The organism is Thermocrispum municipale DSM 44069 (assembly GCF_000427825.1).
Lineage (GTDB): Bacteria > Actinomycetota > Actinomycetes > Mycobacteriales > Pseudonocardiaceae > Thermocrispum > Thermocrispum municipale.
Map to the genome: position 1 here is coordinate 553,699 of NZ_ATYT01000003.1, position 24,025 is coordinate 577,723.

Consider the following 24,025-nt stretch of genomic DNA (forward strand, 5'->3'; position numbering starts at 1 on the left):
GGACTGGCCGGTGCGCGCCGACGGTTGCGATGCCTTACGCCGACGCGTTCTAGTCGGTGCGCGGGGGCTCGATCGGCCGCCACCGTTTGGTCGGCTCGTCCGCGGCCGAGCGTCTGCGCGGGTTCCCCGTCTGCAACAGCACGCTCAAGCGGTGGAACGCGGCCAGGAACTCGCTGCGCGCCTCGTTGTGCTCCGCCGCCGTGGCGTGCTTGAGGCCGGCGCGCACGGCCTGCAACGCGAACGGTTCCGCGGCGGCCAGCAACGGCTCGATCCTCGCTGCCGTGTCGCCGAGCCTGCTGAGCAGCAGGTCGATGTCCGGGTGCTGTTCGGCCACGGTCAGCACCGGGACCAGCAGCCGCAGCTGTTCGTGCAGGCGGGAAAGATCGTCGAACGGCCGGCGGGACAGGTTCATGGCGGGCTCCGGGCGATCGGTGGTGGCGGCTGGCCAGGAGACGGCGGCCGGAGTGGTCGGTGACGTGCCCTGCCCACCACGGGGGAGGTAGCTCACTCGGATGGTGCAGCGTGCAAGGTGCCGTCCGGCCCGGCAAGGCAGGCCGCACGGGGTTCCGGCATGGCCAGGAATTCCGTCAGGCACTGTCCGATCTGCCGGTGTCCTTCCTTGTTGGCGTGGTAGGACTCCTGGGTGGCGTGGCTGGCGCGAACTTCATCGCGAAGATCATCCCAGCGCACGGTCAGCCGGGTAAACCATTCGGACGACGGGTCGTCCCCGCCGGTGCAGGCTTCGTGGCCTTCCCCGGCGCGTGAGAGGTCCAGAAACCGCGCTCCTGCTTCCTCGGCCGCCTGCCGCAGGCCCTCGCTCAGTTCGCGTACGCCGGTGGTGTGGATCCACTTCAGGTCGCTGACGCGGAACGGGCAGCCGTCCAGCGAGCGCAGTGATTCCGGGATGTCCGGGCTGACCGGCGACGGATAGGACTGCAGCACAAGCTGGTAGTCGCCCCGCCGGTAGCCGGCTTCGGCGAGCACGGTGCGGATGTCGTCGAGGGCCTGGACCACCTTCGGGCGCATGCGGTCGATGATCTGCGGCCAGTCGCGTGCCATGGCCTCCGTGCACGGCGTCGTTCCCCAGTAGGCCTTGGCACATTCGGTCAGTCGCGCGGAGAAGCGGGGATCGTCGTTCGCGCCGATCGCGACGACGACCGCGGCCACACGGTGCGTCTTGGCGATCTCGCGTAGCTGCGCGGCTTGGGAGCCTTCGGTGTATTTGCGGGCTTTGGTCAGCCGCACGTGCTCGGTGTTGGCGCCGGAGCAGGCGAGGTTGATCTTGCGGCGGACACCGGGCAGGTCGGTGTGGTGGATGGTGGCGTCGGGGGAGCGGTGGCACCAGTTCCCGCCGCGCCCGTCGGTGTCCGGCGTGTAGGTGCCCGTGCCTTCCCCGGACAGGGTGCTGTCGCCGATGCTGACGATGGTCAGCGGCCCGGTGCCGGGAGGGCCTTGCCTGCGCTGCTGGGCCGGCTCTTCGCCGGGCAGGAAGAACACCGCGGCAAGGATGACGGCGAGCAGCACGAGCGCCAGGGCGGTGTGCCACCAGCGGACGCGGCGACGACGTGGCGCGGGCGTATCGGGCATTGCCGGAATCTTACGCAGCCGGCCGGCCTGTCCGACGGGCTGCCGGGGCGTTCAGCGGCGACGCTGAAGAGGAAGGGACTTCGCGGTCGCGGCGCCGAGCCCGGGCAGCCCTTGGTGTGCGGTTGTCCGGTCGTCACGTGGCGACGCAGTCGTCAGGCAGCGGCTGCCCAGTCGTCACGCAGCGGCGACACTTTCCTCCACGGACTCTTCCTGCCGCATGGCCGGAACGTGCACCTCGGTCTCCGGTTCGTCGCTCTGCGGACGCATCAACGCATCGGCCTTGTCGAGCAGGCGCATCGTCTCGCCCAGCATCATGCTCACCTGGGCGCGCCGCTCCTCCAGCTCGGCGACCCGACGCTCGGCCTCGGACACCATCTTGCGGCTCTGTTCGGCCGCCTCCTGCACCAGGCGCTCCGCCTCGGCCCGTGCCGCCGCCTTCTCCTCGGCGATCTCGCGGACGGCTTCGTTGCGTCGCTTGTTCAGTGCGATACGGAAGTCCTCGTCCATCTGCTTACGCAGCTCGGCCGCCTGCTCGTCCAACTCGCGACGGCGCTGCTCGGCCTCGCTGATCAGCTCGCCGGCCCGCTTCCGCGCGCGGTGCATCAGTTCCTCCGCCGATCGCGCGGTGTCCCAGCCCTGCTGTGCGGCCGCCTGCGCGCGCTCGGTGATCTCCTTGGCTTCCTCCTGAGCCAGCTCCACCATCCGCCGCAGACGCTCGGTCAACGCGTCCGGCGACAGCGGTTCCCGGGAGATCCGGTCGACCTTCTCGTTCAGCGCACGGATCTCGGCCTGTGCCTCGTTCAGTCGGTCTGCCAGTGAGTCCGCCCTGGTCAACGCGGCATCCCGGTCGATGGTGAGCATGCGCAGTTCCTGCTCAACCGCGGCCACGTAATGACGCACCTGTTCCCGGTCGAAACCGCGCCACACCACGTCGAAGTCCGTCTGCAACGGAACAACTTCGGTGTTCGCCTCGGGCGTCGTCACCGCCGTCCCTCCTCCTCTTCCTCGTCGTCCGGCCGGTGTTCGGCCGCATCCTCACTGCCGGCGGACGCTTCGCCGCCGGACTCCTGGCCGGCTTGCCCGGTCACGCGGGCGAGCTGCGCGCGCAGGTCGGAGATCTCCTGCCGCGCGGCCTGCAGGTCACTTCTCGCTTCCGCGAGGTCGTCCCGCGTGGCGGCCAGTTCGTTCTCCAGGTCGAGGATGTGCGACGCGGCGGACAGCGTGTGTCCGTTGTCGAGCTGTTCGCGAAGCCGGGACACCAGCTCCAGCTGCCGGCGCGAGTAGCGTCGATGCCCACCCGCGGACCGGTACGGGGAGACCACGTCGGCGGTGTCCAAGCTGCGCAGGAAGGCCTGCTGGACGCTCAGCAGCTCAGCGGCCTGGCCGATCGTGTAGGCCGGGTAGTCCGGATCGTCGAGCTTGGAAAGCTCAGACACCTTGTCCCTTCCTCTCGAACCTTCGGCTCCGCGCTCCAGCCTAGTGTCGCCCATCCTTGACAGAAGTCTATAGTATCTGATGTAAAAATCTGAGAGTCAGCGGGTCACGGTACCTGTGGACTCCGGCGGTGAGATTGATGAATGTCTGGGTTGAACGGCCGCCGCAGCGCGCCAGATGTGTCTGCTTTGCCGCGTCCCTCCCCTTGTCAGTGGCCGTCGTACGGCCGATTGTGCGCGGAGTCTTCGTGGCGAACTCCACAAGATCTTCAGTCGCGGGAACAAAAAAGCTTTCTTCCAGGTTCACTGGTTGACGGCCTTGGTACGGCTGTCTCACGTAGAGCAAGGAGGATCGTGCCGATGGTGATGCGTACGGATCCACCCGGTGGATTCACGCACCATGGCTTCGGCAGCGTCCGGCCTACCGTGATGCCCGACGATGCTGACCGTGGTGACGACACGGCCGATGAGCGACGGCCCGGCAGCGTTGCCGACCGAACGCGGGCGCTCTCCGCGCACCTGGGGCTGGGGAGTTGACGACGTTGAGCAGCACAGTCGCTTCACCGACACCGGATACCTCGGATGACGCCATGCACCATGTGCACCGCGCGATCGGGCGCGCGGCCAAGGAATTGACGCGAACGTCCGACATCGACCACCTCCGCACCGTCGCCGAAGGTGTGCAGAAGGTGGCCACGGCGCTGACCGGCCTGGTCGACGCGCTGGCCGAGCGATCACCGGCGGCGGTCGCTCGTGCCGGACACGCAGACATCGGCGAGGAGCTGGTCCGTGACCTGCGGGCGGCGCGGGGATGTCTCACCACCGCAGGATTGTTGCTCGCCCCGGCCGTGAGTGACTTACGCGAGATCGCCAACGGCAGGGTGCCGCCGAAGGACAAGAAGCGGCGACGCCTCTACGAGGACGTGACCACGCCGAAGCCGACGGCGGCGACCGTGATCGACGGCAAGACGGTGCCGCGGGAGATCACCGCGGCGCCGGAGGCCGCGAAAGCCTCCTGACGGCGGCCCACATCCGAGCAGAGCGGCCGTGTGGGCCCGCTGGGTGTCCCGTCGCGGTGTCAGGCGATCGCCGGTTCGGATCGCCCCACGACGGGATTCGCGGCGGGCCGTACCCGGCCGTCTCGGACTTCCAGGATCACGTCGGCCGCAGCCGCCTCGTCCGGCCGATGCGTCACGTGAATCACGGTGTGGCCGCGGAGCATCACGCGCAGTCGATCGAGCATGGCCGCCGCGGTGGGGCGATCCAGGTGCGCGGTCGGCTCGTCGAGAAGCACGACCCGTGGCCCCGCGGGACGCAGGGCGGCCAACAACGCCCGGGCGACGGACAGCCGCCGGGCTTGTCCGCCCGACAGTCCAGCCCCTGCGCTGCCCAGCACGATGTCCAACTGGTCGGCCAGTTCGGGCAGCTGAGCCGCGCGCAATGCGGCGGCGAGCTGCTCGTCGTCGGCCCGCGGATCGCCCAGGCGCAGGTTCTCCGCGACCGATGCCGAGATCAGCTGCGGGTCTTGCGGCGCCAACGCCACCGAGCCCGGGACGATCGCCGTGCCGTGCTCAGCTGACAGGAATCCGGCCAGTGCCGCGACCAGCGTGGACTTTCCGGCACCCGAGCGTCCGACGACCGCGACGTGCGTGCCGGGTGCGATGTGCAGGTCGACGTCGCGGAGCACGGGCGCGGCCGACTCCGGCCACCGGAAGTCGGCGGCACGGAACTCGATCGACCCGTCACGGCTGACGACCGGCGCCCGGGCAGGCTCGTGGCCGAACAGGTCCGCCAGTCGCCGCCGGGCCGCCTGCAGCACCGGTGCATGCACCGCCACCGGAGGCAGCAACGCCATCGCTTCGACGAGCGCCAGCGGGATCAGCCCGATCGGCACCGCGAGCAGCGGATCCAGCTGACCTGCGCTCACCGCTCCGGCTGCGAACCACGAGCACAGTACAGACGCGACCCCGGTTGCCGCCGTGACCACGGCCGTCGCCAGCCCGTCGGCCAGCGCAGCCCTCCGGCCAAGCTGCGTGAGTCGTTCGTCGGCGGCCGTCAGCGCGGCATGATGCCGACGCAGGCGACCGAATGCCATGAGTTCGGCTGCGCCGTCCAGGAGCGCCAGCACACGGTGGTGCACGTCTCGTTGCGCGTTGGCTTGCAGAATGGTGGCGCGACGGTCGGCGTACCACTGCGCGAGCACCGCCACGAATGCGCCGACGATCGCCAGCGCCGCGAGCACCACACCGGCCGAGGGAAGCAACACCCACTCGACGACGACCGCCGTGGCGATCACGACCATCGCCACCGCGGGAGGCGTCACGACGCGGGGGAGCAGATCGCGGATCTGATCGACGTCCTCGGCGGCCCGCGCGCTCATTTTCGCCGCCCGCGCCGGACCGATGCGGACCAGGGCATTCCAGAACCGCTGCCGCAATCGGTTGGCCACGGCGAAGGCGGCATCGTGCACCGCGAGTCGCTCGACGTAACGCAGCGCCGCACGCGCCAGGCCGAACGTGCGCACCCCGACGATGGCCACGGTCAGCGTGAGAATCGGCGGCTGGTCGGCGGCCTTGGCGATCAGCCATGCGGAGACGGTGGTCAGCCCGATCGCCGACAGCAGGGCGAGTGCACCGTAGAGCGTTCCGGTCACCAGCTTGCGATGGAAAACGTCGCGCAGCGGCAGCAGCCGGCCGGCTCGCGACGCGGTGGCTGGTCGTTGTTCCGTGGCCTGCGGAGCATCGAGCTTGTCGGGATCGGCGGCGGTGGCGCGATCGTGAGCCGCGATGATGACGGTCGCTCCGTCGTCCGCGGCCGCCCTGACCTCGGTCATGACCCGGCCGGCGTTCGCCGGATCGAGATGAGCCGTCGGCTCGTCGAGCAGCAACACCCGCGCGCCGAGCCGCACCCGGAGCAAAGCGCGGGCCACCGCCACCCGCTGCCGTTGTCCGAGTGACAGCGTGTCCGGTGCCCGGTCGAGCAGGTCGGCGCAACCCAGCGCTGCGGCGACCCGTTCTATGTCGGCCTCCGACGGATCACGGTCGTGGTCCTCGGCCGCACGACGGAGCTCGGCGTGCACGGTTGCTTCGGTGAAAACCGGGAACTGCGGGACCCAAGCCACGGCTCGCCGCCACTGCTCGGGAGCGAGATCCTGCAGCGGGCGGCCGTCCACCGTGACCGAGCCCGCCGAGGGCTGGGCGAACCCCAGCAGCACCGCGAACATGGTCGATTTCCCGCCACCGCTCGGCGCATCGAGCCACGTGATCTGCCCAGGCACTGCGCGGAACGACTCGCCGTCGGGGGAGAACCGGCCACGCCGTCGCACCCGGAGGCCGTCGACCTCGATCACCGCACCAGGATCGGTGAAGCCCTCCCGGCCGGTCAGCGCAGGCTCCTGCGTCAGGACCTCGGCCACTCGCCGCACCGCTTCCGTCCCGTCGGCGCTGGCGTGGAATGCCGCGCCCACGGCCCGTAGTGGCTGGTAGCACTCCGGTGCGACGATGAGCACGGCGAGCCCGACCGACAGGTCCAGATCCCCGTTGACCAGCCGGACACCGATCACCACCGCGATCAGCGCGACGGACAGCATCGCCGCGAGTTCCAGCACGAACGACGACGAGAACGCCAGCCGCAGGGTGGACATCCCTGCCTGACGGTGTCGTTCGCCGATCCTGCCGATCGCGACCCCCTGAGCCTTCGCCTGGCCGAACGCGCTCAGCACGGGCAGTGCCCGGACCAGCTCACGCAACTGGCCGGACTGGCGCTCGGTGGCGTCCATCGACGCTTTCGTGCGCTCGGCCGTGTGCATCCCGACGAGTGCGCCGAACACCGGCAACAGGGGAACGGTCAGGACGAGGATCAGCGCGGACGGCCAATCCACCATGAGCACCGCGCCGCCCACCACGGCCGGGACCACGGCGGCGGTGACCAGCGCGGGCAAGTACTCGGTGAAGTACTTGTCGAGCGCGTTCAGCCCGTCGGCCGCCACCACCGCCAGTTGGCTCGTGCCCCGCTGGGCGATCCACTCCGGGCCGAGTGCGAGCGCGCGGGTGACCAGCCGAGAACGCAACTCCTGTTTCGTGCCTGCGGATGCCCGGGCGGCCACCGTGCGGTGCGCCCATGCGACGACCGCACGCCCTGCCGTCGCCCCGGCCAGCAGCCACCACACTGTCGCCGACACCGGCTGCCGCTGCACGATGGTGGCCAGCACATCGGCCAGCAGGAAACCCTGCGCGACCAGGAGCCCGGCGGACGCCAGCGACAAGACGGCCAGGATCGCCAGCGCCCGCCGAGCGGTACCGGACAAGGCGGGCAGCGCGCCCAACGGGCCACGCTCCCGCCGCGCCCGCGGATTTCGGTGCAGCATCACGGCACCTGCACCGGCGGCATGTGGTGCACGGCGATCCGCTGCCGGAACACCCAGTAGGTCCAGCCTTGGTAGATCAGCACAGCCGGGGTGCCGAACAGCGCCACCCAGCTCATCACCTCGAGCGTGTACGGGCTGCTGGCCGCTTCGGCGATGGTCAGCGAGAAGGCCGGGTCCACGGTCGACGGAACCACGTGCGGGTGCAGCGCGGCGAACAACGCGACCACCGTCCCGATCACGGCCAGCCCGAGCAACGCGAACGCCTGCCCTTCCTGCCAACGGGCCAGCCGCAGCCACGCGAGCACCGCCGCCGCCAGCGCGATCGTCGTGGCGGCCCATCCGAACGTGCTGCCTTCACGGGCACCGACCAGCAGCAACAGCGCCACCAGCGGCGCCGCGGCGAACGGCCCGACCCGCAGCGCCAGCCGCCGAGCCCGCGCCCGGATGTCGCCCTCGGTCTTCAACGCGATGAACACCGCGCCGTGGATCAATGCGTAACCGGCCACCGCCAGGCCGCCGAGCACCGAGTGCCAGTCGAGCATCGCCAGCGGCCCACCGACCCGGTTGCCCGCCTCGTCGATGGGCAGGCCGAACACGTTGGTCACCAGGACGGCGCCCACTCCGAACGTGGCGACCCACGAACAGACGACGAGGATCCAGTCCCACGTGTTGCGCCAGCGATCCGAGTCGACCTTGCCGCGGTACTCGAACATCACGCCGCGACCGATCAGCGCGAGCAGGAAAATCAACAGCGGGATGTAGGCGGTGGAGAACAGCGACGCGTACCACGCCGGGAACGCGGCGAACGTGGCGCCGCCCGCGACCAGCAGCCACACCTCGTTGCCGTCCCACACCGGGCCGATCGTGTTGATCAGTACCCGTCTTTCGGTGTCGGTGCGGCCGAGCACCCGCAGCAGCATGCCGACGCCGAAGTCGAAGCCTTCCAGAAACAGGTAGCCGAGCCACAGCACGGCGATGATCACGAACCACAGGGTGGCCAGGTCCATGGCAGCCTCCTAGTAGGCGAACGACAGCACGTTCTCGTCGTCGGCTTGGTCTTCTCGGCGCGGCGGCATGACACCCTCGACGCCACCGCGGACGTACTTGCGCAGCAGGTAGACCTCCACCACGGCGAGCACGCCGTAGACCGCGGTGAGCGCGATGAGGGAGGTCCAGACTTCGCCCGCGCCCAGTCGCGAGACGGCCTGTGCGGTGTACATCCACATGCCGTCGATGCCGGTCGGGTTGGGCACCACCACGAACGGCTGGCGGCCCATCTCGGTGAAGATCCACCCGAAGCTGTTGGCCGCGAACGGGAGGGCGATGCTCAGCAGCGCCAGGCGGACCAGCCACGGCGACCGCGGCAGCCGTTGGCCCCGGGTGAGCCACAGCGCCAGCAGACCGATCCCGGCCGAGAGGGCACCGAACCCGATCATCAACCGGAAGCTCCAGTACGTGACCGGCAGGTTCGGCACGTAGTCGATCGGCTTGCCGGCGAGCTCACCGAGCGCGGGATCGTTCGGGTAGAACTCGCCGTAGCGCTCCTGGTACTCCGCCACCAGATCATCGACGCCCTTGACCTCGCTGGTCAGGTCGCCGTTGGCGAGGAACGACAGCAGAGCGGGCACCGTCAGGCTCTTCACCGACTCGCAGTCCTGACCGGTGAGCTCACCGACGGCGAACACCGAGAAGCCTGCCGGTTCCTCGGTCGCGCACAGTGCCTCCGCGGCGGCCATCTTCATCGGCTGTTGCTGGAACATCAGCCTGCCCTGCCAGTCGCCGCTGACCAACAGCACCACGAACGACACTGCGCCGACCCACGCGCCGAGCTTGATCGAAGCGCGCCACACCGGCCGGTGCTCGTCGTCGGTGTTGCGCCGCCGCCACAGCCACCACACGCCGATCCCGACGAGGAATGCGCCCGCGACGGCGAATGCGCCTGCGATCGTGTGCGGGTAGGCGGCCAGCAGCGTCGAGTTGGTCAGCACGTCGCCGATCGAGGTCATCTGCGGCTTGCCGTCGACGAACCGCACGCCGACCGGGTGCTGCATCCACGAATTGGCGGCCAGGATGAAGTACGCCGACACCATCGTGGCCAGGGAGAACGCCCACGCACACGCCAGGTGCACCTTCTTCGGCAACCGGTCCCAGCCGAAGATCCACAGGCCGAGGAAGGTCGACTCGACGAAGAACGCCAGCAGACCCTCCATGGCCAGCGGCGCACCGAACACGTCGCCGACGAACCGGGAGTATTCGTTCCAGTTCATCCCGAACTGGAACTCCTGCACGATGCCGGTGACCACGCCCATGGCGAAGTTGATCAGCAGCAACTTCCCCCAGAACTTGGTCATCTTGAGGTACTTCTCGTTGCCCGTGCGTACCCATGCGGTCTGCATGCCTGCGACGAGCAGCGACAAACCGATCGTCAACGGCACCATCAGGAAGTGGTAGACCGTGGTGATGCCGAACTGCCACCGCGCGAGATTCAGAACATCCACGTGAGCTCCCCTCAGTGAGTCCTTCCCGGTGCGTCGAGCGCGCGGGAGGTGAACGAGACCGCCACGTCGGGTCCGTCGGCGGGCGGCACGCTTGTGGTGGTCACACGGCGAAACTAAGTTCGGAGTGATCGACTCGGGCAGGTACACAAGTCCCGGCCGGATAGGGACACCTGGCGCGTTCATGCCCTTTGAGCAGCGAAAAGGTTGTCTGCGTCACGCTTGGCACCGCTCCGGCGTTGCCGCCGGACATGCTGGGTGTAACCCTGGAAGCGGGATCGTGCGAGTGAATGGCGGGGCATGATGGCCGACGACGTGCAGCCGGACGTCTCCTCCTCGGGCAGCGTCGTGCCGTCCCGGCTTCGGCTGGACGAGCTGATGCGCGAGGTCGCCGACCGGCTCGACGAGATCATGCACACCCGTGACGCGTTGAAGTCCCTGCTCAACGCGGTGGTGGCGATCGGAACCGGGCTCGATCTGGATGCGACGTTGCAGCGCATCGTGCGGGCCGCGGTCGACCTGGTGGACGCCCGCTACGGAGCACTCGGCGTGCTCAACCCGGACGGCAACGGCCTGTCCGAGTTCGTCTTCGAAGGCATCACCGAGGAGGAGCGCGCCAAGCTCGGTGACCCGCCGGAGGGGCACGGCCTGGTCGGGCTGCTGGTCAAGAACCCGAAACCGCTGCGGCTGAAGGATCTCACCAAGCACCCGGCGTCGGTGGGCTTCCCGCCGAATCATCCGCCCATGTACAGCTTCCTCGGCGTGCCGATCCGCGTCCGCGACGAGGTGTTCGGCAATTTGTACCTGACCGAGAAGCGCGGGGCGGCGGAGTTCACCGAGGACGACGAGGCGATCATTCAGGCGCTGGCGTCGGCCGCCGGCGTCGCGCTGGAGAACGCGCGACTGTTCGCGCAAGCACAGGACCAGGCACGGTGGCTCAGCGCCAGTGCGCGGGTCAACGCACAGCTGCTGGGCGGCGCGTCGGAGAACGAATCGCTGACCGCGATCTGCCGTCTGGTGCTCGAGCTGGCGTCGGCGTCCTGCGTGGCCGTGTTGCTGGAGGATCCCGCGGACAGCGACTCCTTGGTCGTGCGGGCGGCGGCGGGGGAGGACGCCCTGGGCACCGAGGGCACCATGCTGCCGAAGAAGACGCCGGTGGTGGCCGACGTCCTGGCCAGTGGGGCACCCCAGCTGACCGACGATCTGGGCAAGTACCTGCCGGACGATCTCGCGCTGCCGTCAGGCCTGTCCGGGCCCGCGGTCGTGGTGGCCATCCACAACACCGCGCAGGCCAACGGGGTGCTGCTGGCCGGTCGTCAGAAGGGCGCGGAGAAGTTCAGCCGGGACCAGGTGCAGGTGCTCGCCTCGTTCGCCGACCAGGCGTCGGTGGCCATGGAACTGGCCGACAAACAACGGCAGCAGCGCATGCTCGACGTGCTCGCCGACCGGGACCGCATCGCCGCGGACCTGCATGACCACGTCATCCAGCGGCTGTACGCGGGCGGTATGCGTCTGCAGAGCATCCTGCCGCGGATCACCGACCCGGTCGCGCACAGTCGGGCCGAGGCGCTGGTCGCGGAGCTGGACGAGACCATCAACGAGATTCGAACGTCCATTTTCGACCTGCACACCTCCGGCGATCAGCGACCCGGCCTGCGCAGACGGGTGCTGGACGTCGTCTCCGAAACGACCAGCGACACGGACCTGACGCCTTCGGTACAGATACACGGCGCCATCGAAACCGTCGTGCCGCGGGAGATCGGGGAACACGGTCTGGCGGTGCTGCGCGAGGCCTTGTCCAACGTGGTCCGGCACGCCAACGCCTCGGTCGTCAGCGTGACGGTCTCGGCCGACGAGTCGTTGCTCGTCGAGGTCGTCGACGACGGCGACGGAATGGCGGAGGTGCCGCACCGGCGCGGGCTGGCCAACATGCAGCGGCGTGCCGCGCACTGCGGCGGGTCGTTGCAGGTGACCAGCGAGCCGGGTGCGGGGACGACCGTGTCGTGGCGCGTTCCGCTGCGCTGACGGCTCAGGTTCCCGCCTCCCGGCGTGGTCCGTCCAGCTCGGCCGCCATCGCCGCGATCTGTGCGCGCCGCTGCAGATCGAGTTTGCGCAGGATCTGCGAGACGTAGTTCTTCACCGTCTTGTCCGACAGATACATGCGCTGGCCGATCTGCTTGTTCGTCAGCCCTTCGCTGATCAGCTCGAACACCTCGCGTTCCTTGGCGGACAGCTCCGCGAGCGGATCGGATCGCCTGCCCCGCATCCGTTGTCGCAACGCGTCGACATCGCGCGGCTGGAGCAGGGACTTGCCCTCGCCGATCGCGCGCACCGACCCGATGAGATCCACGCCGAGCACTTGCTTGAGCACGAACCCGGATGCGCCGGCGAGCACCGCGTCCAGCAGAGCGTCGTCGTCGGTGTAGGAGGTCAGCATCAGGCACTTCAGCGTCGGCATCCGATTGCGCAGCTCGCGGCACAGCTCGACGCCGTTGCCGTCCGGCAGACGTACGTCCAGGATCGCCACGTCCACATCCTCGGGAATGGTGGCCAGTGCGTCGGCGACGGACCCCGCCTCGCCGACGATGTCGAGATCGGGGTGGTCGGCGAACAACTCCCTGATTCCTCGCCGCACGATCTCGTGATCGTCGACAAGAAACACGCGCGTCATGCCACCCTCCCGTGCGGAGTTCACAGCCACACCCGCGACGGTATGCCGCGTGCCGGGACGAGGCCAGCCCGAAGGGCCCCGTCCGGCAGGGCCTTTCGGACGTTGTGCGTGATCGGCGGGGTCCGGCGGCATAGCTGTGTGGGGCGCAACTCGGCGCCGTGGGCCTGTCGTCGGCGCCGGTAGGCTGGCTGGGGAAGGGGCGGGCGCAGGAGGCCACCGATGATCGAAGTGTTCTTGGTCGACGATCATGAAATCGCCCGGCTCGGCATCGCGAGCCTGCTCGAGGAACAGCCGGACATGACGGTGACCGGTCAGGCCGCGACGGCCCGGCAAGCCCTTGCGCGGATTCCCGCGCTCCGGCCGGATGTCGCGGTGTTGGACGTCCGTTTGCCGGACGGCGACGGTGTCGAGGTGTGCCGGGATCTGCGGGCCAAACTGCCCGACCTGAAGTGCCTGATGCTCACCTCGTCCACCGACGAGCAAGCGATGCTGGAAGCGGTGCTGGCCGGTGCGGTCGGCTACGTGATCAAGGACATCCGGTCGGCCCGGCTGGTGGAAGCGATCCGGCTCGTCGCGGCCGGTCAGTCGCTGCTCGACGCGCGCGCCACCGCGGTCGTGCTGCGTCAGCTGCGCGGCGACGAGCCAGGCCCGCTGAGTGAGTTGTCCGACCGGGAACGAGAGCTGCTGGAGTTGATCGGCGAAGGCCTGACCAATCGGCAGATCGCCGAGCGCATGTACCTGGCCGAGAAGACGGTGAAGAACTACGTCTCCCGGATGCTGAGCAAACTGGGCATGCGCGGGCGGGCGCAGCTGGCGGCACTGGCGGTGCGGCAGCGCCCCGGCGCGCACCGACCGCCCGGATGATCGTCACGACAGAAGGCCCCATGATCTTGTGACGATCGGACGCGTCGGCCGCGGCGCCATGGACCGCAGACTTGCGGTGAGGAAACCACCAAACGCACGTCAGGACGGTGAACGATGACGCAGCTTGCGATCGCGGTGACCTTCGTATGGCTGGGCATGGTGCTGGCGATCTCGTTCCTGGAGGCGCCGCTGAAGTTCCGCGCCCCCGGGATCACCGTGCCGTTGGGCCTGGGTATCGGCCGGATCGTCTTCCGCGCGCTGAACACCGTCGAGGCTGTGCTGGCCGCGGTGCTCGTCGTCGTGGCGCTCCTGGGTGAGACCACCGGGGTGGAGATGGCGCTCGGTGCCGTGCTGATCGCGGTCCTGCTCGTCCAGCTCCTCGGAATCCGTCCCCGGTTGACCCGCCGGTCGGACGCGGTGCTCTCGGGCAAGGCCGACGGCACCCAGCGGTCACGCACCCACTACGTCTACGTCGCCTTCGAGGTGCTGAAGGTCGGCGTGCTCATCGCCCTCGGGGCCGCCCTTCTGGCGTGAGCACCTACGGCTGAGCGAGCTTCGCCCGGGCGTCGGCCACCATGCTGTCGCGACCGACGACCATCGAGGGAGCCACGAACACCTTCGGGACGACGTTCGGCGAGCTTCAGGACTGTCTGGCGGTGCCGCTCGCAGCCGCTTGATCGACACCCAGAGTGGTGCATCCGCTTCGCCCGGATGCACCCGGTTGGTGATCGGTAGGACCATCCTTGCCCGTGTTCCGCTTCGCGCTAGGCCATATGGAGTAATGTCCGGGCCCGGCGAGGCAGAGACACGGGAGTTCGGACTCGATGGTTTCCGGAGCGAGACAGCGCAAGCGGCCTGGGCGCGGCGAAGGGGTGATTGCGGATCTGCGCGACATCGCGTTACGCAGTGCCCCCGCGCTGTTGCTCGTCATTCTCGGCGAGTTCGTGCTGCCCCGACGGCAGTCGGTCTGGTCGATCACCTTGATCCGCGCGCTGGGGGAGTGCGGGGTCGAAGCGGTCGCGGCGCGCAAGGCCATCCAGCGCACGGCCGAGCGGGGGACGATCTCCGACACTCGCCACGGCCGGAAGGTGCGGTGGTCGCTGACCGAGTCCGGCGAGCGGATACTGACGCTCGGCGCCGACCGGGTACTGACCTTCACCGGAGAGAGCCGCGAGTGGGACGGCAACTGGCTGATTCTGAACACCACGGTGCCCGAGTCGCAGCGCAACCTGCGCTATCACCTGCGGACGCGGCTCACATGGGCCGGGCTCGGTTCGCCCGCGCCGGGCAGCTGGATCACGCCGCACGTCGACCGGGCCGCCGAGGTCGCCGAGATCATCACCGACCTGGGGCTGACGGAGACGTCGATGTCCTACATCGGGCGGTTCGGCCCGGTCGGTGACGAGCGGCGTACCGCGCAGCGGGCTTGGGATCTGGACGACCTCGAGCACCACTACGTCGAGTTCATGGAGCAGTTCCGCAGCGCGCGGGCCGCCGACGAAGCGGAGGCGTTCCGGTATCAAGTCGAGCTGGTTCAGGCCTACCGGCGGTTTCCGTACCTGGATCCGGCGCTGCCTGCCGAATTGACCTCGGGCGCGTGGATCGGGGTGGAGGCGGCGGACCTGTTCCGCCGTAAGCGGGCCGAGTGGTCGAAGCCGGCGGACGGGTACTGGGAGCGATTGTGCGCCGAGACGGATCAGCCGTAGTCCGGTCGTGGTCGAGCGCCCGAGCGCTTGGTTAGCCTGCGAGCATGACTTTCGCTTCGCCGCAACGCACTGAGCGACCGACCGTTCTGGTCGTGCAACCCGATGAGCTGGTGGTCGTCGACCGCTTCGGCACGTGGTTGGCCGAGGCGGGCGTCGACCTGCGGTTGGTGCGTCCCTGGGCCGGTGAAGACGTTCCCGAGCAGGTGACCGACGCCGGCTTGCTGGTGCTGGGTGGCCGGATGAGCGCCAACGATGACGACGAGCATCCGTGGCTGGGCGACATCCGTCGGTTGCTGCGTCATGCGGTGGCGTCCGCGCGCCCCACTCTGGGCATCTGCCTCGGTGGCCAGCTGCTCGCCAAAGCCATGGGCGGCACGGTGGAACTCGGCGACCGCGGCGTGGAAGCCGGGGCGGTCCGCGTCCACTGGCGGCCGGAAGCCGAGGACGATCCGCTGTTCACCGGTTTGCCCTCGCCACTGCTGGCGGTCTCCGGGCACCGCGACATGATCTCCAGCCTGCCGTCCGACGCGACCTGGCTCGGCTACAGCGATCTGTATCCCCACCAGGCGTTCCGGGCGGGCCCACGCGCGTGGGGTGTGCAGTTCCACCCGGAGGCGTCGGTCGCCGCGTTCCGGACGTGGCGGAAAGCCAGGGCGGACTCCGACCCCGAAACCGTGGAACGGATGCGGGTAGGGGAGCGGGAGCTCGAGCGTCTCGATCACCTGGTAGCGGCACACTGTCGCCGGCTCGCGACGCGGTTCTGCGACCACGTACAGGCACAGTGGCGCCAGGACGCTCCGGCACGAGTCTGAGCGTCAGGGGCGCCGAGCCGCCCACACCAGACGCCGCGTGCGAACGGCGAGGTCGGGTCGGTCGAGGATGCACCGCGGGCTGTCGGGGTCGAGCAGTTCGTCCAATGCCGCAAGATCGGCGGAGGAGGCGTCGTCGGCCACCGCCTCCCGCAGGCTGCGCAGCCCCATGAGTGCGTAGCGGCCGACCCCCGGATCGTCCGAGACATCGACATGGATGTCGACGGTTTGAAAGTCGGCGATCTCGAACCCGGCCGTGGTGAGCGTGCTTTCCCAGTCGGCGCCCCGGTGGGGCAACTCCTTGGCCTGTTTCCGGTCGTTCACGGCATGGCACCGCTCCTCGACGCCGGGACAGAACTCCGGCGCGTCCGGCGGCAGGAAGCGAGCGAACCCGTTCAATTCGATGACCGCGAACAGCCCGCCGGGTGGCAACGCCCGGTACACGCGCTGCACCGCTCGGTGCGGATCGGCCAGATGGTGCAGGGACTCCGAAGCCCACACCAGGTCGGGCGTGCCCAGGTCCGGCCAGGTGTCGTCCAGATCCGCCTGCACGATCCGGATTCGGGCGAGAAGCCCACGGGCATCGGCTTCCTGCTTCAACCGCTGCAAGTGCTCGGGCGAGGAATCGACGGCCACGACCGCGGCGTCGGGGAACTGCGTGAGCAGCGTGAACGTCCCGGCGCCGGTACCGCACCCGAGGTCGACGATGGTGCGCGGTCGACCGGTGACCGGTAGCCATGCGGCGAGGGATGCGGTGTGCCGCGCGAAAAGCTCCGCCTTGAGCGCGAGCATGTCGGCGTGGTTGCCGCCGTGGTGGTGGCCGTGGCTCATGCTGTCGACGGTAGCGGCGGCGGGGTCAGCTGTGGGCCTTCTTGCCTGCTCGGCACCCGATCCGTTCCTCGTGCTGCCGATCGCGCAACCGGCATCAGTTGTCGCGGGCTCCGTCGGTGTCGTCACGATGCCCGCGCCGGGCGTCGCGGTCGAAGATGCCGAGTACGTCGCACGGGCCACCGACCGCGCCGAATGCGTGCGGCAGCATCGTCGGGAACTCGGCCGCCTGGTTCTTCTCCAGCTGGAAACGCCGGTCGCCCAGCAGCAGCTCTGCCGTGCCTGCCAGCACGAGCAGCCATTCCCGGCCGGGGTGGGCACGCATGGTCGCCGGATCACGCACGGGTGCGGTCAAGCGCATACGAATCACGGTCATTCCCGGGTCGGCCTTGATCGGCCACCGCCACGCGTCGTGCGTAGCGTCGCGCACGGGGCTGACGACGACGTCGTCGGTGTCGGACTCCACGAGCTGATCGAGTGTGGTGTCCAGCGCACGCGCCAGGGCGACGAGCTGGTCCAGCGCTAGCCGGCGTTGCCCGTTCTCGATCCGGCTCAGCGAGGATGCGCTGATCCGGGCGCGCGAGGCGAGGTCGTCCAAGGACCAGCCGTGGGCGATACGCAGGGCGCGCACGCGCTTGCGCACCAGGCTGTCCAATGCGCGATCTTCTTGCGTCATAAGCATGATCTTATGCGTTCGACGCAAGGCGGGCCTAGCGTCGAGTACAGACGGAGAGAAGGGGACGCCATGGATGCCACAGCGGAGTCATCGTTGCGGAAAGACGCAGCCGACGTGATCGTGATCGGCGGTGGGCCTGCCGGATTGAACGGGGCGTTGATGCTCGCTCGGTCCCGCCGGTCGGTGTTGGTCGTGGACAGCGGCAGCCCGCGCAATGCCCCCGCCGAAGGCGTGCACGGTCTGCTCGGCCACGACGGCACACCACCTGCGGAGCTGCTGCGTCGCGGCCGCGAAGAAGTGGTCCGATACGGCGGACGAGTCGTCGACGGGGAAGTGGTGTCGGCCCGACGCGACGCACCCGCCGGGGCAGATCCGCGGTTCAGCGTGACGCTGGCCGACGGCAGTCAGCTGACAGCACGGCGACTGCTGATCGCCACCGGTCTCCGCGACGTCCTCCCGGACGTTCCCGGGCTCGCCGAACACTGGGGCCGCGGCGTGGTGCACTGCCCCTACTGCCACGGCTGGGAAGTCCGCGACGAACCCATCGGGGTTCTGGCCTCCGGCCCGGCCTCGGTCCACCACGCATTGCTGTTCCGGCAGCTGACCGACGACCTGGTCTACTTCGTCCACGGCACCGATCTCGACGACCAAGCGCGGGCGCAGTTCGTGGCTCGCGGGATCCGCGTCGTCGACACCCCGGTGGCCGGGGTCGAGTCCGACGCCGACACGATCACGGGTGTCCGGCTCACCGATGGGCAGCTGGTGCCCCGTCGAGTGCTGGCGGTCGCCACCAGAATGCTGGCGCGCACGGACGGTCTGGAGGAGCTGGGCCTGCCGATGGAGGACCTGCCGGACGGTTCGGGTCGCCGCTTCGCCAGCGGGCTCGCGGGGGAGACCGAGGTCCCGGGAGTCTGGGTCGCGGGCAATGCCACCGACCTGTTCGCGCAGGTCGGCCCGTCCGCGGCTGCCGGAGCGCTCGCCGGGGCACGCATCAACGCGGACCTGGCTGCCGCGGAAGCTGCCGCAGCGACCACCCAGCACGCGGCGAGTCAGCCGAACGCCGACGGTCCGGTGGCTGAGCGGCAGGCCAGCTGAGTGCCGAGGGTGCCGTCGCCGACCGCGAGTCAGCTGAGTGCCGAGGGTCCCGTCGCCGACGGCGAATCAGCTGAACGCCGAGTGGCGCCGTCGCCGACCGCGAGTCAGCTGAACGCCGAGTGGCCGGTCAGCGCCCGGCCGAGCACCAGGGTGTGCATCTCACTGGTGCCTTCGTAGGTCAGCACCGACTCGAGGTTGTTCATGTGCCGGATCACCGGGTACTCGAGCGAGATGCCGTTGGCGCCCAGCACGCTGCGGGCCGTCCGGCAGATGGCCAAGGCCTCCCGGACGTTGTTCAGCTTGCCCATGCTGACCTGCTCGGGGCGGAGCGTGCCGGCGTCCTTGCGGCGGCCGAGGTGCAGCGCGAGCAGCACGCCCTTGGTGTACTCGAGCGTCATGTCGACCAGCTTCTGTTGGGTGAGCTGGTAGGCGGCGATCGGCTTGCCGAACTGTTCGCGCTGCGTGGCGTAGGTCTGCGCGGCGTGCAGGCACGTGCGCGCCGCGCCCATCGAACCCCACACGATGCCGTAGCGGGCCTCGTTCAAGCAGCTCAGCGGAGCTTTCAAACCCTCGGCCTCGGGCAGCATCGCGTCCGCGGGCAGCCGCACCCCGTCGAGCACCAGCTCGCTGGTGACCGACGCGCGCAACGAGAGTTTGTGCTTGATCACCGGCGCCGAGAAGCCGGGGGTGTCGGTCGGCACGACGAAGCCTCGGATGCCCTCGTCCGTGCGGGCCCACACGATCGCGACGTCGGCCACGCTGCCGTTGGTGATCCACATCTTCCGGCCGTCGATGATCCAGTCGCTGCCGTCGCGGCGCGCCCTGGTCCGCATGCTCCCGGGGTCGGAACCGACGTCCGGCTCGGTCAGCCCGAAGCAGCCGATGGCTTCACCCGCGGCCATGGCAGGCAGCCACCGGGTCTTGTGTTCCTCGCTGCCGAAGGCCCACAGCGCGTACATGGCCAGCGAGCCCTGGACCGACACCAGCGAGCGGACGCCGGAATCGGAGGCTTCCAGCTCCATGCACGCCACGCCGTACGCGGTGGCCGACATGCCGGCACAGCCGTACCCGGACAGGTGCATGCCGAGCAGACCCATCGTGCCGAGTCGCTTCGCGAGGTCCCGGATCTGCGGGATCTCGCCTTGTTCGAACCAGTCGACGACGTACGGGTCGACGTGTTCGGCGCACAGCCTGCGCACCGAGCTGGCGACGTCCTGCTCCTCGGGGGTGAGCAGTTCGTGCAGGCCTGCCAGGTCTCGCGGGTCGGGTCGGGAACTCATCGGGTCTCCTTGGTGGTGAGCCATCGGCGGATCTCGTCGGTGTGTTCACCCAGGCGGGGAGGTGGACAGTAGCGGGTGACGGGGGAGTCGGAGTACTGGATCGGATGCCGGACCTGCGGGGCGTGACCTTGTCCGACGGACACCGTCGGTGCCAGGCCGAGCCGTTCGGCCAGGGAGAAGGCGTCGGCGAGGTCTCCGACCTTACCCGCGGGCACCCCGGCCTTCGTGAGCCGTTTGATCCAGGAGTCCGCGGTGTCGCGGGCCAGCAGCGATTCGAGTTCGGCGACGAGTTCGGACCGGTGCGCGACGCGGTCGGCGTTGGTGGCGAAGCGGGGGTCGTCGGCCAACGCGGGCGCACCGAGCTCGGTGACGCAGCGGCGGAACTGACCGTCGTTGCCGCAGCACACGGCGATGATCCCGTCCCGGCAAGTCAGGGTCTCGTACGGGGCGATCGACGGGTGCCGGTTGCCGAGCCTGGTGGGAGCACGCCCGGTCCACAGGTAAGCCGAGGCCTGGTTGACCAGGGAGCCGAGCAAGCTGGACAGCAAATTGACCTCGATGTGCTGTCCTTGGCCGTCCCGGTCCCGCGCGGCGAGCGCCGCCAGCACGCCGATCACGGCGTCCTTCGACGTCAGCACGTCGACCAGGGCCACACCGACCTTCATCGGCGGTCCGTCGGCCGGGCCGGTGATGCTCATCAGCCCACCGACGGCCTGCACGAGGAAGTCGTATCCGGGCAGGTCAGCACCCTCTCCGGAGCCGAAGCCCGAGATCGAGCAGTACACCACGCGTGGGTTCGTCCGCTTCACCGACGGGTAGTCCAGGCCGAATCGGGCCATGGTTCCGGCCTTGAAGTTCTCCACCACCACGTCCGCGCGAGCGGCGAGCTCCCGTGCGGCGGCCAGGTCGTCCGGGTCCTGCAGGTCGAGCGTGATCGACTTCTTCGACCGGTTGGCGCACTCGAAGTACGTGCTCGATTCGTCGGTCCACGGCGGACCCCAGGCCCGCGTCTCGTCCCCGGTTTCCGGACGCTCCACCTTGATGACCTCGGCACCGAGATCGGCCAGCATCACGGTCATCAACGGACCGGCGAGGACGCGGCTGAAGTCGGCGACCAGCACGCCCTCCAGCGGCGCCGGTCGGGTCACCTGGCCTCCCGGCGGGGCGAGTACCCGTCGTCGATGATCACGGTGATCCGGGTCCCGAAGCGTTGCTCGCTCAACGTTCCACCTCCACGGTCGGGCGGCGCACCTTGGTGTGCCGGACTTCCAGATAGGCGTGCAATCCCTCCGGTCCGAGCTCGCGGCCGAGACCGGACTGCTTCCAGCCGCCGAACGGCGCTTGCAGCTCGGAGACGTCGTTGACGTTGACCCCGACACCGCCTGCCTCGATGCGCTCCGCCACCGCCAGCGCCTGGCCGAGGTCCTCGCCGTAGACGTAGGCGGCGAGGCCGTATTCGGTGCCGTTGGCGACGTCGATCGCTTCCGCGATCGAGCCGACGCGATGTACCGCGACCACCGGGCCGAACGTCTCCTCGGTCATGACCCGCGCATCGAGCGGCACCTCGTCGAGCACCGTCGGCAGGTAGTAATGGCCGGCGGCGAATTGCGCGCCGTCCGGCCGCTTGCCGCCGATGACCAGCTTCGCTCCCCGAGCCAGGGCGTCCTCGACATGCGCACGCGCTCGCTCGACCACCGCTGCGGTGGTGCACGGCCCGTAGCCGACGCCGGGCTCGAGCGGATCGCCGAGAACGTACGAGGCGACCTCGGCCCGGAGCGCGTCGACGAAGGCGTCCGCGACGGTGTCGAGCACGACGATCCGGTTCACCGCGATGCAGATCTGGCCCATGTTGGAGAACGCCCGGCGCGCGGCCGCCTTCGCGGTGAGCTCGAGGTCGGCGTCCGGCAGCACGATCAGCGGGCACTGACCGCCCAGCTCGAGGCTGACCCGGGTCAGGTTGTCCGCGGCCGCGCGCATGATGGCCTTCCCGGTGGCCGTCGAGCAGGTGGCGGTGACCATCGCGACGCCGGGCCGCGACACCAGCCGTTGGCCGACCTCGGCGCCGCCGGGCAGGTCGAACAGCGTGCCGGGCGGCAGGCCCGCGTCGATCAACAGCTGCGCGACCATGCCGATGGCCAGCGGCGCCTCCTCGGGCGGCTTGACGACGACCGGGCAGCCGGCGGCCAACGCGGGCGCGACCTTCCACGCGTAGAGGTCGACCGGGTAGTTCCACGGGACGATGCCCGCCACCACGCCGACCGGGTGGTAGCTGACCATGCTGACGGTGTCCGGGCTGGTGTTCGGCCGCAGCGACCCGTGCACCCGGCGACCTTCCTCGGCGTAGTACTCGAAGACCGAGGCGCCGAAGAGGATCTCCTTGACGCTGTCCGGCACCGGCTTGCCCTGTTCGCGCGTGAGCACCTCGGCGATCTCGTCCACATGGGCGCGGATCGCCTCGGCACCTGCCCGCAGGATGCGTGCCCGCTCGTCCGGGTGCAGCCGCATCCACTCCTGTCCACGCTGCCGGGCTTGTGTGACCGCCCGGTCGACGTCGGACGGCGCGGCTGGGACGTAGCGCGCCACCAGCGACCCGTCCGCCGGGCTGCGCACTTCCCGCAGCTCATCGCGACGGAGCGTCTCGCCGCCGAAGATCAGCCCGCGATCGCTCACCGCTTGCACAGCAACCGCCACAGTTCCTCGTAGTTCTCCTCGTTCTTGCGGTGGGCTTCCTCGACGCTCGCGGTGTTGGTGTTGACCATGACGTACGGCTTCTTGCCGCGCCGGACGATCTCCTCGGTGGTGGCCGACACGATGGCGTGCCCGGCGGCGATGGCGATCGAGGTCGAGGTCGGCCCGACCGGGTGCTCGAGACCGTCGATGAACTGCGCGGCGTCCAGCTTCGGCACACCGGTGTCCACCACGATGTCGGCCACCTCGTACAGCCGCTTGCCGGAGGAGTGCCTGCTGGGCACCGCCGAGGAGTGCGGGACGCTGGTGATGGCGATGACCGGGCGGCCGGCCTGCTTGAACTCCAGTGCCATGTCGAGGATGACGTTGTTGATCCCGGAGTGGGAGAACAGCATCAGCGCGTCCCCGTCGCGGGCCCGGTTGGCCTTGAGAATCACCGGGCCGTAGCCGGGGCGGGTGTGCAGGAAGCGGTACTGGAACGTGCCCATGTCGCCCCACACGTGGTGCATGAGCGCGATGGGTGTGTCGACGATCGGGCGGAAGCCGGTGATCGTCCCGGTGCGCGGGAACATCTCCAGCGCCGCGAAGCCGCCGTGCCCGGTGCCGAAGGTGAACACCAGGTTGTCGCCGAGGATGGTGTCGGCGCAGACCCGCGCGGCTTCGGCGATGGCGTCCAGCTGCGTGTCGCGCATCGTCTGCAAGCGCTCGATCATGGTGTCCAGATACGACCTGCTGACGCTCATGACGTCGCTCCTTTCCTCGGGGTCAGGTGGTCGGCCCCGGTCGCGCACAGTGCGTCGAACCCGGCGATCAACAGGTCCCGCTCGGCCGTGGTCCGCTCGTCCTCGGCAAGTTTTCGGTGGTCCCGACCGTCGACGCTGGCCAGGCACAGCACGCCAGTGCGGACTCCGAGGGCACGGCCGACCGCCAGTACCGCACTGCTTTCCATGTCCAAGCCGACGACGCCGTGCTGGACGAGCCGGTCGAGGTCGACCGTGTGGGAGGACGGCATCGTGGGGTGGGCGAACAGCTCGGAGTAGAAGCCGTCGTAGCTGGCGATCATGCCGACGACGGTGCGGCGTTCGGTGCGTTGCGCGGCGTCGCGGAGCGCAACGGTCAGGTCCAGGTCCGGCGCGGCCGGATAGCCGTCGGGGACGTAGGTACCGGACGTGCTTTCCCCGCGCAGCGCGCTGTCGGCGACCACGAAGTCACCCAGCTTCGCTTCACCGACCGCGAGCGCGGTACCCAGTCGGACCACCGACCGCAGGCCCAGCGCGGTCAGTTCGTGCAGCACGACCGCGGCGATCGCGGCGCCCATCCCGAAGGCGCTGACGGTGATCGGCGTGCCGTTCCACGTGCCGGTGGCGGTGGTCAGTCCGCGATCCTCGTTGAGGATGCGCGCGTCCGCCATCAGTTCCGCCGCCAGCAGGACCCGGCCGCGGTCGCCGACCAACACGCCGCGTTCCGCGACGTCGTCGGCCGAGCACTGCAGGTACCAGGCCCGCTCGGAGTAGTTCTCAGACATCG

At 69.4% G+C, this 24,025-nt stretch carries 22 protein-coding genes; 7 read left to right on the forward strand and 15 right to left on the reverse strand.

Annotated elements, in window-relative coordinates; genetic code table 11:
* Nucleotides 1–49 precede the first annotated feature (49 nt).
* From YWM_RS21875 to YWM_RS21885, 4 genes are all read right to left on the reverse strand, one after another.
* The gene (locus tag YWM_RS21875) at nt 50–412 is read right to left on the reverse strand and encodes a hypothetical protein (protein WP_043659129.1); all 363 of its coding nucleotides are present in this window, start codon (nt 410–412) and stop codon (nt 50–52) included.
* Between the two features lie 92 nt (nt 413–504).
* On the reverse strand, nt 505–1,587 hold the full coding sequence (locus YWM_RS0102550; protein WP_052344469.1) for a GDSL-type esterase/lipase family protein: 1,083 nt from the start codon (nt 1,585–1,587) through the stop codon (nt 505–507).
* 174 nt (nt 1,588–1,761) lie between these two features.
* Nucleotides 1,762–2,571: a DivIVA domain-containing protein gene (locus YWM_RS21880; RefSeq protein ID WP_052344470.1), complete on the reverse strand. Its 810-nt coding sequence runs from the start codon at nt 2,569–2,571 to the stop codon at nt 1,762–1,764.
* Nucleotides 2,568–3,023, reverse strand: a complete 456-nt coding sequence (locus tag YWM_RS21885; RefSeq protein ID WP_245565885.1) for a MerR family transcriptional regulator — start codon at nt 3,021–3,023, stop codon at nt 2,568–2,570. Before YWM_RS21885 ends, YWM_RS21880 begins: the two co-directional genes overlap by 4 nt.
* 587 nt (nt 3,024–3,610) lie before the next feature.
* Here YWM_RS21885 and YWM_RS25050 point away from each other — a divergent pair.
* On the forward strand, nt 3,611–4,039 hold the full coding sequence (locus YWM_RS25050) for a hypothetical protein (protein ID WP_028849392.1): 429 nt from the start codon (nt 3,611–3,613) through the stop codon (nt 4,037–4,039).
* A 59-nt stretch (nt 4,040–4,098) separates the two neighbouring features.
* On the opposite strand, the gene cydD is transcribed toward YWM_RS25050, so the two are convergent.
* The 3 genes from cydD to YWM_RS0102580 are packed head-to-tail and all read right to left on the reverse strand — an operon-like array spanning nt 4,099 to nt 9,884.
* Nucleotides 4,099–7,386, reverse strand: coding sequence for a thiol reductant ABC exporter subunit CydD (gene cydD / locus YWM_RS0102570; RefSeq protein WP_028849393.1), 3,288 nt, complete (start codon nt 7,384–7,386; stop codon nt 4,099–4,101).
* Entirely contained in the window at nt 7,386–8,393 is a 1,008-nt protein-coding gene (gene cydB, locus YWM_RS0102575; RefSeq protein ID WP_028849394.1) for a cytochrome d ubiquinol oxidase subunit II, read from the reverse strand. Before cydB ends, cydD begins: the two co-directional genes overlap by 1 nt.
* Before the next feature lie 9 nt (nt 8,394–8,402).
* On the reverse strand, nt 8,403–9,884 hold the full coding sequence (locus tag YWM_RS0102580) for a cytochrome ubiquinol oxidase subunit I (protein ID WP_028849395.1): 1,482 nt from the start codon (nt 9,882–9,884) through the stop codon (nt 8,403–8,405).
* A 300-nt stretch (nt 9,885–10,184) separates the two neighbouring features.
* On the opposite strand from YWM_RS0102580, the gene YWM_RS0102585 reads away from it, so the two are divergent.
* Entirely contained in the window at nt 10,185–11,906 is a 1,722-nt protein-coding gene (locus YWM_RS0102585; protein WP_156914591.1) for a sensor histidine kinase, read from the forward strand.
* Nucleotides 11,907–11,910: 4 nt separating this feature from the next.
* Here the strand turns inward: YWM_RS0102585 and YWM_RS0102590 are convergent, their stop codons facing one another.
* The gene (locus YWM_RS0102590; RefSeq protein WP_043659133.1) at nt 11,911–12,552 is read right to left on the reverse strand and encodes a response regulator transcription factor; all 642 of its coding nucleotides are present in this window, start codon (nt 12,550–12,552) and stop codon (nt 11,911–11,913) included.
* 219 nt (nt 12,553–12,771) lie between these two features.
* On the opposite strand from YWM_RS0102590, the gene YWM_RS21895 reads away from it, so the two are divergent.
* The 4 genes from YWM_RS21895 (at nt 12,772) to YWM_RS0102615 (ending at nt 15,934) form a co-directional block, all read left to right on the forward strand.
* The gene (locus tag YWM_RS21895; RefSeq protein ID WP_043659137.1) at nt 12,772–13,416 is read left to right on the forward strand and encodes a response regulator; all 645 of its coding nucleotides are present in this window, start codon (nt 12,772–12,774) and stop codon (nt 13,414–13,416) included.
* 114 nt (nt 13,417–13,530) lie between these two features.
* The gene (locus YWM_RS0102600) at nt 13,531–13,950 is read left to right on the forward strand and encodes a hypothetical protein (protein WP_028849398.1); all 420 of its coding nucleotides are present in this window, start codon (nt 13,531–13,533) and stop codon (nt 13,948–13,950) included.
* Nucleotides 13,951–14,240: 290 nt separating this feature from the next.
* Nucleotides 14,241–15,122 carry a PaaX family transcriptional regulator gene (locus YWM_RS0102610; RefSeq protein WP_028849399.1) on the forward strand — a complete coding sequence of 294 codons (882 nt, stop codon included), beginning with the start codon at nt 14,241–14,243 and terminating at the stop codon, nt 15,120–15,122.
* A 44-nt stretch (nt 15,123–15,166) separates the two neighbouring features.
* Nucleotides 15,167–15,934, forward strand: coding sequence for a type 1 glutamine amidotransferase (locus tag YWM_RS0102615; RefSeq protein ID WP_052344472.1), 768 nt, complete (start codon nt 15,167–15,169; stop codon nt 15,932–15,934).
* Nucleotides 15,935–15,937: 3 nt separating this feature from the next.
* Here the strand turns inward: YWM_RS0102615 and YWM_RS0102620 are convergent, their stop codons facing one another.
* Both YWM_RS0102620 and YWM_RS0102625 read right to left on the reverse strand, forming a co-directional pair.
* On the reverse strand, nt 15,938–16,762 hold the full coding sequence (locus tag YWM_RS0102620; RefSeq protein WP_028849401.1) for a class I SAM-dependent methyltransferase: 825 nt from the start codon (nt 16,760–16,762) through the stop codon (nt 15,938–15,940).
* A gap of 94 nt (nt 16,763–16,856) precedes the next feature.
* On the reverse strand, nt 16,857–17,435 hold the full coding sequence (locus tag YWM_RS0102625) for a helix-turn-helix domain-containing protein (protein WP_028849402.1): 579 nt from the start codon (nt 17,433–17,435) through the stop codon (nt 16,857–16,859).
* Nucleotides 17,436–17,504: 69 nt separating this feature from the next.
* On the opposite strand from YWM_RS0102625, the gene YWM_RS21900 reads away from it, so the two are divergent.
* Entirely contained in the window at nt 17,505–18,530 is a 1,026-nt protein-coding gene (locus YWM_RS21900; RefSeq protein WP_052344473.1) for an NAD(P)/FAD-dependent oxidoreductase, read from the forward strand.
* A 104-nt stretch (nt 18,531–18,634) separates the two neighbouring features.
* Here the strand turns inward: YWM_RS21900 and YWM_RS0102635 are convergent, their stop codons facing one another.
* The 5 genes from YWM_RS0102635 to YWM_RS0102655 form a co-directional block, all read right to left on the reverse strand.
* On the reverse strand, nt 18,635–19,810 hold the full coding sequence (locus tag YWM_RS0102635) for an acyl-CoA dehydrogenase family protein (protein ID WP_028849403.1): 1,176 nt from the start codon (nt 19,808–19,810) through the stop codon (nt 18,635–18,637).
* Nucleotides 19,807–20,958, reverse strand: a complete 1,152-nt coding sequence (locus YWM_RS0102640) for a CaiB/BaiF CoA transferase family protein (protein WP_028849404.1) — start codon at nt 20,956–20,958, stop codon at nt 19,807–19,809. Before YWM_RS0102640 ends, YWM_RS0102635 begins: the two co-directional genes overlap by 4 nt.
* Before the next feature lie 70 nt (nt 20,959–21,028).
* Nucleotides 21,029–22,480 (reverse strand): aldehyde dehydrogenase family protein, encoded by a 1,452-nt coding sequence (locus tag YWM_RS0102645; protein WP_043659451.1) that lies wholly within the window; start codon nt 22,478–22,480, stop codon nt 21,029–21,031.
* Entirely contained in the window at nt 22,477–23,241 is a 765-nt protein-coding gene (locus YWM_RS0102650) for a sugar isomerase domain-containing protein (RefSeq protein ID WP_028849406.1), read from the reverse strand. Before YWM_RS0102650 ends, YWM_RS0102645 begins: the two co-directional genes overlap by 4 nt.
* The gene (locus YWM_RS0102655; RefSeq protein WP_052344515.1) at nt 23,238–24,023 is read right to left on the reverse strand and encodes a phosphorylase family protein; all 786 of its coding nucleotides are present in this window, start codon (nt 24,021–24,023) and stop codon (nt 23,238–23,240) included. Before YWM_RS0102655 ends, YWM_RS0102650 begins: the two co-directional genes overlap by 4 nt.
* Between the last annotated feature and the right edge of the window lie 2 nt (nt 24,024–24,025).

What these genes read in the sequence shown, in the direction of transcription:
- YWM_RS21875 (WP_043659129.1), bottom strand. Translation starts at nt 412, where the DNA reads ATGAACCTGTCCCGCCGGCCGTTCGACGATCTTTCCCGCCTGCACGAA.
- YWM_RS0102620 (WP_028849401.1), bottom strand. Translation starts at nt 16,762, where the DNA reads ATGAGCCACGGCCACCACCACGGCGGCAACCACGCCGACATGCTCGCG.
- YWM_RS0102655 (WP_052344515.1), bottom strand. Translation starts at nt 24,023, where the DNA reads ATGTCTGAGAACTACTCCGAGCGGGCCTGGTACCTGCAGTGCTCGGCC.
- YWM_RS0102550 (WP_052344469.1), bottom strand. Translation starts at nt 1,587, where the DNA reads ATGCCCGATACGCCCGCGCCACGTCGTCGCCGCGTCCGCTGGTGGCAC.
- YWM_RS0102590 (WP_043659133.1), bottom strand. Translation starts at nt 12,552, where the DNA reads ATGACGCGCGTGTTTCTTGTCGACGATCACGAGATCGTGCGGCGAGGA.
- YWM_RS0102600 (WP_028849398.1), top strand. Translation starts at nt 13,531, where the DNA reads ATGACGCAGCTTGCGATCGCGGTGACCTTCGTATGGCTGGGCATGGTG.
- YWM_RS21900 (WP_052344473.1), top strand. Translation starts at nt 17,505, where the DNA reads ATGGATGCCACAGCGGAGTCATCGTTGCGGAAAGACGCAGCCGACGTG.
- YWM_RS0102615 (WP_052344472.1), top strand. Translation starts at nt 15,167, where the DNA reads ATGACTTTCGCTTCGCCGCAACGCACTGAGCGACCGACCGTTCTGGTC.
- YWM_RS0102585 (WP_156914591.1), top strand. Translation starts at nt 10,185, where the DNA reads ATGGCCGACGACGTGCAGCCGGACGTCTCCTCCTCGGGCAGCGTCGTG.
- YWM_RS0102635 (WP_028849403.1), bottom strand. Translation starts at nt 19,810, where the DNA reads ATGAGTTCCCGACCCGACCCGCGAGACCTGGCAGGCCTGCACGAACTG.
- YWM_RS0102610 (WP_028849399.1), top strand. Translation starts at nt 14,241, where the DNA reads ATGGTTTCCGGAGCGAGACAGCGCAAGCGGCCTGGGCGCGGCGAAGGG.
- YWM_RS25050 (WP_028849392.1), top strand. Translation starts at nt 3,611, where the DNA reads ATGCACCATGTGCACCGCGCGATCGGGCGCGCGGCCAAGGAATTGACG.
- cydB (WP_028849394.1), bottom strand. Translation starts at nt 8,393, where the DNA reads ATGGACCTGGCCACCCTGTGGTTCGTGATCATCGCCGTGCTGTGGCTC.
- cydD (WP_028849393.1), bottom strand. Translation starts at nt 7,386, where the DNA reads ATGCTGCACCGAAATCCGCGGGCGCGGCGGGAGCGTGGCCCGTTGGGC.
- YWM_RS0102650 (WP_028849406.1), bottom strand. Translation starts at nt 23,241, where the DNA reads ATGAGCGTCAGCAGGTCGTATCTGGACACCATGATCGAGCGCTTGCAG.
- YWM_RS0102625 (WP_028849402.1), bottom strand. Translation starts at nt 17,435, where the DNA reads ATGACGCAAGAAGATCGCGCATTGGACAGCCTGGTGCGCAAGCGCGTG.
- YWM_RS21895 (WP_043659137.1), top strand. Translation starts at nt 12,772, where the DNA reads ATGATCGAAGTGTTCTTGGTCGACGATCATGAAATCGCCCGGCTCGGC.